10 protein-coding genes are annotated in these 8151 nt (G+C 60.4%); 6 read left to right on the top strand and 4 right to left on the bottom strand.

Annotated features, from left to right (window positions below):
• Positions 1-54 precede the first annotated feature (54 nt).
• On the bottom strand, positions 55-564 hold the full coding sequence (locus WCA53_RS22020; protein WP_423915579.1) for a hypothetical protein: 510 nt from the start codon (positions 562-564) through the stop codon (positions 55-57).
• Between the two features lie 418 nt (positions 565-982).
• Here WCA53_RS22020 and WCA53_RS22015 point away from each other — a divergent pair, with 418 nt between their 5' ends.
• From WCA53_RS22015 to WCA53_RS22000, 4 genes are all read left to right on the top strand, one after another.
• Positions 983-1960, top strand: a complete 978-nt coding sequence (locus WCA53_RS22015) for an AAA family ATPase (RefSeq protein WP_423915578.1) — start codon at positions 983-985, stop codon at positions 1958-1960.
• Between the two features lie 207 nt (positions 1961-2167).
• Complete coding sequence (locus WCA53_RS22010) at positions 2168-3268, top strand: NAD(P)/FAD-dependent oxidoreductase (protein ID WP_423915577.1); 1101 nt, start codon at positions 2168-2170, stop codon at positions 3266-3268.
• 124 nt (positions 3269-3392) lie between these two features.
• On the top strand, positions 3393-3716 hold the full coding sequence (locus WCA53_RS22005) for a high-potential iron-sulfur protein (protein ID WP_423915576.1): 324 nt from the start codon (positions 3393-3395) through the stop codon (positions 3714-3716).
• 15 nt (positions 3717-3731) lie between these two features.
• Positions 3732-4043 carry a cupin domain-containing protein gene (locus WCA53_RS22000; protein WP_423915575.1) on the top strand — a complete coding sequence of 104 codons (312 nt, stop codon included), beginning with the start codon at positions 3732-3734 and terminating at the stop codon, positions 4041-4043.
• Positions 4044-4123: 80 nt separating this feature from the next.
• Here WCA53_RS22000 and WCA53_RS21995 read toward each other — a convergent pair whose 3' ends face one another.
• Entirely contained in the window at positions 4124-4402 is a 279-nt protein-coding gene (locus WCA53_RS21995) for a hypothetical protein (RefSeq protein WP_423915574.1), read from the bottom strand.
• 61 nt (positions 4403-4463) lie between these two features.
• Positions 4464-5243, bottom strand: coding sequence for a Mut7-C RNAse domain-containing protein (locus tag WCA53_RS21990; RefSeq protein ID WP_423915580.1), 780 nt, complete (start codon positions 5241-5243; stop codon positions 4464-4466).
• A gap of 60 nt (positions 5244-5303) precedes the next feature.
• On the opposite strand from WCA53_RS21990, the gene WCA53_RS21985 reads away from it, so the two are divergent.
• Both WCA53_RS21985 and WCA53_RS21980 read left to right on the top strand, forming a co-directional pair.
• A complete protein-coding gene (locus WCA53_RS21985; RefSeq protein WP_423915573.1) occupies positions 5304-6176 on the top strand; it encodes an NAD(P)-dependent oxidoreductase in 873 nt (290 codons plus the stop codon).
• 524 nt (positions 6177-6700) lie between these two features.
• Positions 6701-7066, top strand: coding sequence for a response regulator (locus WCA53_RS21980; protein ID WP_423915572.1), 366 nt, complete (start codon positions 6701-6703; stop codon positions 7064-7066).
• Positions 7067-7298: 232 nt separating this feature from the next.
• Here the strand turns inward: WCA53_RS21980 and WCA53_RS21975 are convergent, their stop codons facing one another.
• Entirely contained in the window at positions 7299-8135 is an 837-nt protein-coding gene (locus tag WCA53_RS21975; protein WP_423915571.1) for an OmpW/AlkL family protein, read from the bottom strand.
• Positions 8136-8151: the final 16 nt, after the last annotated feature.

The raw sequence follows: 8151 nt of genomic DNA, 5'->3' as shown, positions 1-8151 counted from the left end.
GTATGGGACTGGGCGATGGCGCGCTTTGTCGATGTTTTGTCTACATGTTAAGCGCTATTGCGCGGCCGTCGCCGACGACAACGTCGCCCGGACCTTGTAGACAAGCGTCGGGTTCTTGTCGACGATTTGCCACGTCGACCACTCGCCGGGTTTCAACTCGAGGCCCGGGTGGGTTGCCGTGACCTGACGCGGCTGCGGCGGCACCTTGCAACCCTCCGGCGTGGTGGTCGACGCGTTTTCCTGCAGCGTTTCTTGCGCATCGATTTGCAAAGTCACGTCGTCGGCGTTCGCGTGGATCGGGGAAACGGTGAGTGTGCGCTGCAAGTCGATGTCGCCGGCGGGCTTATCGGCGCAACCGACATTGTTCTTCACAATGTGATGATGCGTATCGGTCTTGGCCTGCCCGACGTTCGTGATGCCGGAAAAGCTGTCGATTTGCTGACCATCGCGCAAAACCTGTAGATCCCATTGCACCAACTGCGGCGTCGAACCTTGGGCAAAGGCGTTGAATGAGACGGCGCAAGCCGTACAAAACAGCAATCCGGCCTTGCGGAGTTTCAACATTTTGGATGGTTCTCCTGATGCGTTTTCAATCGGGGTGAGTCGGCGCGGCAAAGTTCTGACATCGACCGGGTGGGAGCGTTCCAAACGGCGTTCCAGGCACCGCGAAATCGGCGAGTCAAACCGGCGAATCAAACCGGCGAGTCGAACCGCTCCTCGCACGTTCCACGCCTGAAGCCAAAACGAGTGGCGCGACCGACCATCATACAAGCGTGGAGCGCGCGTTGCGCAAGGAGTGGTTTTACCGCCGATTAGCAGCAGACGCTTGGGAGTGCTCGCTTGCGCGCTCTTTAATGGCCGATAAACTGAAAAGAAGGGTGCGGCGTTTTCGCGATCAGGGAAGCAAGATCAGAGAAGCGCCGAGCGGCCCTGAAAACGCCCAGTAGAAGACCCGGCAACAAGCGAAACCACGGAGCAATCAATGACCACCGCCGTAATCAAGCAAGACCTCGCCGTGGCGTCATTCAGCAAAGTCTACGATCTGGACAAGGTAGAAACTGCGCTTAATGATTTGAGCGAAGGCGCCAGCGAGGCGCTCCGTGCGACCTATGAAAAAATGCTCAAGACCGGCAACCTGCGCTTTTGCGTGAAGCCAAACCGCATGCCGTCGATAGACGATCTCGTGGCGGACCTGCCCAACTTCGAAGAGCCGCTGAACGACATCCGCAAGCAGATCGCGCTGTGCCTGGAGACGGACGACCGGCTTGAAATAGCGCCGATGTTGCTGCTGGGCGAACCGGGCATCGGCAAGACGCATTTTGCAAAACAGCTCGCACGGCTTTTGGGCACGACGTGCCATTACCTCGCGATGAGTTCGCTGACCGCGGGATGGATCTTGTCGGGCGCATCGTCGCAATGGCGCAACGCCAAGCCGGGAAAAGTTTTCGACGCGTTGGTCAACGGCAGCTACGCCAACCCCGTCATGACCATCGATGAGATCGACAAAGCCACCGGCGACGCGCAATACGACCCCTTGGGCGCGCTCTATGCACTGCTGGAACACGATACGGCGCAAAGTTTCATCGATGAATTCGCGGAGGTGCCGATCAACGCGGGCAATGTGGTCTGGATCGCGACGGCAAATGAAGCGCACACGATTCCCGAACCGTTGCTGAACCGGATGAACGTGTACGAGATCGCGCCGCCCGATCGCGATGGTGCGCGTCGAATCGCGCAGGCGATTTATCATGAAATTCGCACGGCGCACGCATGGGGCGCGCGCTTTCCCGAGACGCTCGGCGATGCCCCGCTCGATGCATTGACGAAGGCATCGCCCCGGCTCATGCGGCGCGCGATGTTGAACGCATTCGGTAATGCGCGCATCGATAACCGCCACGAGGTGCAGGCAAAGGATATTGAGCTGGCGAACAGCAGCCGTAAGAAGCCCATCGGTTTCTAGTTCGACGCGATGCCGCCACACATCGCAAAAATGCGAAATCTGCACAAAAAGCCGCCGAAAGGCGGCTTTTTTGTTCCAAAATGGCCAGATTTTGGATGGCAGCTGGATTATTTCTAAAAATAACATCTATGTGCGGCGTTCTTCATCAAATCATGCAATAACGGCCGCTCTTGACTGGCCCGTGTACGCGTCGCCTAGAATAGTGAGATGGATCAGATCGAATGTGTGGTGATCGGAGCGGGAGTGGTCGGGCTCGCCATCGCGCGGGCGCTGGCGGCGCGCGGACGCGAAGTGATCGTGCTCGAGAGGGGCGAGGCGATCGGTATCGGCACGAGTTCGCGCAATAGCGAAGTGATCCACGCGGGGCTCTATTACCCCCGCGGATCGTTGAAGGCGGAGCTGTGCGTGCGTGGCCGCGCCATGCTCTACGACTATTGCGATGCGCGCGGCGTCCCTTATAGCCGATGCGGCAAGTTGCTCGTCGCCACCGCGCGCAACCAGTTGCCGCAGCTCGCGGCGATCCAGCAAAAGGCCATCGAAAACGGCGTGTCGGATCTGGTACGCGTCAGCGCGGCCGAGGCCATGGAGATGGAGCCGCAACTGCAATGCGTGGAGGCGGTGCTGTCGCCGCAGACGGGCATTATCGATAGTCACCAATACATGCTGGCGCTGCAGGGTGACGCCGAGCGTGGCGGGGCAACCGTGGCGTTCCATACGCCGGTGACGGATATCGATGCACGCGATGGCGTTTTTATCCTGGAAACCGGCGGCGAGGCGCCCATGCGTTTTCAGGCCGCGTGCGTGGTCAATAGCGCCGGGCTGTACGCGAACGAGATCGCGAGCAAGATGCGTGGACTTGACTCGCGCCACGTGCCGCCGCTTTATTTTGCGAAGGGAAATTACTTCAGCGTGAGTGGGCGGACCCCTTTTCAGCGCCTTATCTATCCGATGCCCAGCGACGCTGGACTTGGGGTGCATCTAACCATCGATCTGGGTGGCCAGGCGAAGTTTGGCCCTGATGTGGAGTGGATCCAAAAAATCGACTACGGCGTCGATCCGCAACGTGCGGAGAGTTTTTACGCTGCGATCCGCGCATATTGGCCGAGTCTCCCGGATCGCGCTTTGCAGCCGGCTTACGCGGGTATCCGGCCGAAGCTGTCGGGCCCGGGGCAACCTGCCGCTGACTTCGTGATCCAGGGTAAGGCCGCGCACGGCATGGCAGGATTGGTCAATTTGTACGGGATTGAATCGCCGGGGCTGACGGCTTCGCTCGCAATTGCGGAGAAGGTGGCGCGGATGGTCGGGTAGGGGCCTTCCCTTGCGCCAAACTTATGCCCAATATTTGGCCGGTCTTCACCCGCTTTGCATTGATATGCTCTGGCGTCGTCGTCAACCAAGAACGACGCACCCCCCAAGATACGGAGACATTCCCATGAAAATCTCGAAAACCTCTCGCCGTACGTTTTTGATATCGAGCGTCGCCGCGGCGTCCGCACTGGCTGTATCGCGTACCCCGTTCGCCGCCGAACCCGCGAAGCTGACAGAGTCCGATCCAATGGCCCAAAACCTGGGCTACAAGGCGGACGCCTCCACGGTCGACAAAGCCAAATTCCCGCGTTACGCCGCCGGCCAGGATTGCGGTAATTGCTCGTTCTACCAAGGCAAGGCAACCGATGCATACGCTGGCTGCCCCATGTTCGGCGGCAAGCAAGTCGCGTCGAAAGGCTGGTGCAATGCCTATAACAAGAAGGCCTGAGGCAAGTCCGACCCGATGAAAATCATCAAAAGCGCGGAATTCACGGCCGACGGTGCGTGGGGCGCGCTCGATATCACCACGATGCACGGCATCTCGTGCCGCTTGCACTGGACCGACGCGCCGTACAAGTGGCACGTGAACGATGGCGAAGAAGTGTTTGCGGTGATGCAGGGCCAGGTTCGCATGCGCGTACGCCGCGCGGGCGCGGAGGAAGTGACGATCCTCGATGCCGGGGATATCTTCCATGCCCAACCCGGCGATGAACATATGGCTGAGCCCGTGGGTATCGCGCGAATCTTGGTGATCGAGAAAGAAGGCAGCGTCTGAAGCCGATGTAAAAAACGCACGCGCAAAAAAGCCGTTCCGCGACCCGCCGGAACGGCTTTTTTGCTACGTAACCGAAGCGCTCAACCCTCTTTGCGCGTCAGCCCGGCGGCCACCAGCAAGTCAGCCAAGGCTTCCGACATGCCGCCTTCGTGCGCGGTTGCGCGTTCCTGCAATTGCCTGACCAGATCGGCGTCGAGCTTGCAGGCAAACGGCACGAGGCCCTTTTCCTGGTCGAGCCGGCGCTGTTCGCGCTTGTCGAGTTTTGGCGCGGCGTCGGTGCCGAAACGCGCCGAGTTGCCTTGTTTCAAACTATTGGCAAGCTTGAGCGCCTTGTTCTTTTCGATATCGAATTTTTTCACGCGAAGCTCCTGAAGCTTTAAGGGCGCAGTGGTGCGAGGCGCATATTGTACGCAGGTCGCGTCAGCCCGACGCCCGAGCCGTGGAATTGCCCGGCGCGTCGTCCATCAACTCCTCGATCCGCGCGCGCATCCGCTTCCAGTGCGAGCCTTCCCAAAACACCCGTCGACACACATCGCAAGTCACGAAGCGCGTGTGCCGTTCGAGCACGCCGTCGGGTACGCGATCGCTCACTTCGGCGGCATTCGCCACCCGCAGCGGCGCGTTGCACATCAGGCATAGCCGGAAGGGACGCACGTGCGGCGCAAGATCGAGTCGCGCCGCGACCTCGCGCCATTGCGCATCGGGTTGCAGCGCGCGCACGTAGCAGCCGTGAACCAGCGACCGGCGTTTGAGCAACTCGCGATCGCGGGTCAGCACCACGCGATGTTCATCGTGGGCAAGCTGCTCGATTTCATCGTCGGGGAAATGGTTGTCGTAGCGCGTGTCGAAACCGGCAAGGCGAAGCAATTGGGCGAGCGCGCCGAGATGCGCATCGGCGATAAATCGGACGGTCTCCGCCCGCAGTGGCACTCGTAGCGGACACGCGCTTTCGAGTGCATGCGGCATGACGCGCGACGGATAGACGTCGATCAAATCGCCATGCTCGATGGGTGTATCGAAGCTAGATGGCCGGCCGTTGCGTAGAATCAACGCTACTTCCGTATGCGGCACGCCGAGCGCTTCGATCATGTGCTTGGTCGTCGAGGCTCGCGGACATGCGCACTTGAGCGCCTGATCGCGCTGGGTGCGCACCAGGAACTCATTCAACTCCCGATGAAAACGGAACGTGGCGGTCGTCATGCGGTCCAGTATGGCATTGGTCGACGCAGTGCGTTTCATCGGTACTCACAGGAGCAAGACATGGACATCGGTTTCATTGGATTGGGCAGCATGGGCAGCGCGATGGCGCTGAATGCATTGAAAGCCGGCCACACGGTGCGGGTCTGGAATCGTTCGCGCGAGGCGACGAAAGCGCTCGCGGCGGAGGGTGCGAAGGTGGTCGATTCGCCGGCCGAAGCTTTCGCGGGCGACGCGGTGTTCTCCATGCTCGCCGACGACGCCGCGGTGCGCGGCGTGCTGATAGACAGTGGTGTGCTCGAGCGCGCGCCGAAAGGCCTCGTGCATGTGAACATGGCGACAATTTCCGTCGCGTTCTGCGAGGAACTCGTCACGCTCCACGAACATCACGGCGTGATGTATGTCGCGGCGCCGGTGATGGGCCGCACGGACGTTGCAGTGGCCGCGAAGCTCAACATCCTGGCAGCAGGCCCCGACGCGGCGATCGATCGCGTGCAGCCCATTTTCGATGTGATCGGACAGAAAACGTGGCGTGTCGGAACCGCGCCGCAGCACGCGAACGTATTCAAGCTGGCGGCGAACTTCATGCTGGCATCGGCGATCGAAACGACGGGCGAAGCGGCTTCGTTGATGACCGGACACGGCATCGATCCGCACGCGTTCCTCGATGTGATTACCAGCACGTTGTTTCCGGGGCCGGTGTATCAGGGCTACGGCCGGATGATCGCTGACCAGCGTTATGAGCCGGCGCTATTCAAGGCGCACCTCGGCTTGAAGGACGTGCGCCTTGCAATGGCGGCGGGCGAGGCGGTGAATGTTGCGCTGCCGGTGGCGAGCCTTGTACGCGACAACCTTATCGACGTACTCGCTCACGGCGACGGCGACAAGGATTTCGCGGTGCTGGGACAGGTCGCCGTGCGGCGTGCGGGCAGGTGACGGCTGACGTGTAGGAGAGCACGGCTGACGTGTAGGGAAGTCGCAATCGATTGCGCTTTAAAGCTGTGGCGCACCGTACACAAATTTAGCGACGTAGCCCGGCAAGCTTGCCTATACTGCGTTCGCTGCGCGTGTCATTGCTTGAATTGAAACGTGGCGCGAGACCGGGTATCTTTTATGCGGCCTGGATACTCCAAGGCGGACAATTCGGGACCGGAGCCAGGTGGCCTGCAGGGATTCTGCATTGGATGGCGCACATACCAGCACGCGCCTCGGGCGCAGAGTTCTGCATACCGGATTGATCGGCGGTACTACGCCCTAGAAGAAGATGGATGGAGAGGACGGCGCCCATATGAAAAACTATTATTCGGGGTCTTGCGTTCGTTGCGACATCGGCTACGTGGATGGCGCCGAGGCTCGCTGTAGCCGACGACACACCCGGTTCGTGCGACGCGCTATGCCGCGCGATTTCTCGTCGAACCATCCCGGATCGATGCTACCGGTTTCGCGCAAGTGAGGCGGCCATGACCAAGCGCGTTCTCATAGCCGACGAAGACGATGACGCCCTGAGCGGCCTCGCCAACCTGTTGATCGGGCTTGGCTACCAGGTGGCCCAGGCTTCCTGCGAATCACAAGCGCTCGATGTCGCGCGCCAGTTCGGGCCCGAAGTGGTGATCCTCGATCTCGGCAAGTCGCCGATCAACGGGCTTTCCTGTGCCCGCGCGTTCCGTGCGCTACCCAATGGTTCCGCGATGCTGCTCGTTGCGTTGACTGGCTGGGGCCAGCCTCAACTTCGCGCGATGACACAAGAAGCGGGCTTCGACATACACCTCGTGAAGCCTGTTTCCATCGATCAACTGGGCTTCATCCTGTCGATGACACATCCTTAAGCGGTGCTGGCGAGGGGATGGGGCGTCAGAATCACCCCGAATCCACCCCGGCTACGGCCCCAGGTGTCGCATCGGTGACACAGATATGTGCGGAGACAAACACGGATGTTGCATTGCACCAATGCATTTGCTATAGTTTGTTTGTCTCCTCCATGTCTCTACTGATATGGATTCAGCCCGCCCATCTTAGGCGGGCTTTTTTTTGCCCAAATTTCCTGGATCAGATGCGGGCTTAAAAGCGGTATGTCACCGCCAGGAACGTGATCAGCGGATCGGCGCTCAGCTTTGATTTCGTGGTCGCGAGTTCGGTGCCGTCTGCCGCCTTGATGATCATCGACGACGTCGTCCTCAAGGGTATGTACGTCAGCGACGCCAGCACGCCCCAATGTTTGTCGAAGTAATAGGTCGCGCCGAGATTGAACACCGGTTGCCACGACGACGACGCCTTGGCTTCCACGCTGGTCGGCCCCGGCTTACCCGCGCCTGCAGCCAGGATCGCGCCGAGATTGTCCTGGGTAGACGTCTGGAAGCCGTTGCTGAGTTCGATGTTCGTGAAGAAGTTATAGGACACGCCAAGGCCGGCGAACGGGCGGAACTTGTCTGTCGGCGCGTTGAAGTAGTACTGGAAAATCAGCGTCGGACTCCATTGCCGCACGCTCTTTACGAGCGGATTGGTCTGGTCAAGATTTTGATTGCCAAGCTCGCCGGCCGGTCCCGGCGGCTGGATCGTCCCGTGGCCGTTGATCTCGAAGGCCGGGGGCACGCCAGCCACCACCGTCGCCGCGATGTGGTCGGTGAAGAAGTGGCTGAACACGAGGCCGGCGGTATCGGCGTGCTCGGTCGACAAGCTCGTTCCCGGCGAAGTGAATTGCGACGGCAGGCGCAACGGCGTGTTGATCGGCGTGGGCGCGACATACGTGGTCAGCGGGTCGCTGGAGTCTTGCGGCATCACGTGAAACCAGCCGAACGCCACGACGTTGTCGCCGGCGCTTTGAGCGTGAACCGTCAGCGACGCGCACGCCAAAGCCACTGCCGCCAGCGGCTTTCCAGCCGCCAATATTTTTTTCATGGTGTCTCTCTTCGGT

It is taken from the genome of Caballeronia sp., from assembly GCF_049581465.1.
GTDB lineage: Bacteria > Pseudomonadota > Gammaproteobacteria > Burkholderiales > Burkholderiaceae > Caballeronia.
The sequence above is the reverse complement of the archived record's forward strand: the minus strand, read 5'-3'. Positions and strand labels throughout refer to the sequence as shown.

Coding starts and splice junctions, on each gene's coding strand:
- WCA53_RS22020 (WP_423915579.1), bottom strand. CDS start 564: ATGTTGAAACTCCGCAAGGCCGGATTGCTGTTTTGTACGGCTTGCGCC.
- WCA53_RS22015 (WP_423915578.1), top strand. CDS start 983: ATGACCACCGCCGTAATCAAGCAAGACCTCGCCGTGGCGTCATTCAGC.
- WCA53_RS22010 (WP_423915577.1), top strand. CDS start 2,168: ATGGATCAGATCGAATGTGTGGTGATCGGAGCGGGAGTGGTCGGGCTC.
- WCA53_RS22005 (WP_423915576.1), top strand. CDS start 3,393: ATGAAAATCTCGAAAACCTCTCGCCGTACGTTTTTGATATCGAGCGTC.
- WCA53_RS22000 (WP_423915575.1), top strand. CDS start 3,732: ATGAAAATCATCAAAAGCGCGGAATTCACGGCCGACGGTGCGTGGGGC.
- WCA53_RS21990 (WP_423915580.1), bottom strand. CDS start 5,243: ATGACGACCGCCACGTTCCGTTTTCATCGGGAGTTGAATGAGTTCCTG.
- WCA53_RS21985 (WP_423915573.1), top strand. CDS start 5,304: ATGGACATCGGTTTCATTGGATTGGGCAGCATGGGCAGCGCGATGGCG.
- WCA53_RS21980 (WP_423915572.1), top strand. CDS start 6,701: ATGACCAAGCGCGTTCTCATAGCCGACGAAGACGATGACGCCCTGAGC.
- WCA53_RS21975 (WP_423915571.1), bottom strand. CDS start 8,135: ATGAAAAAAATATTGGCGGCTGGAAAGCCGCTGGCGGCAGTGGCTTTG.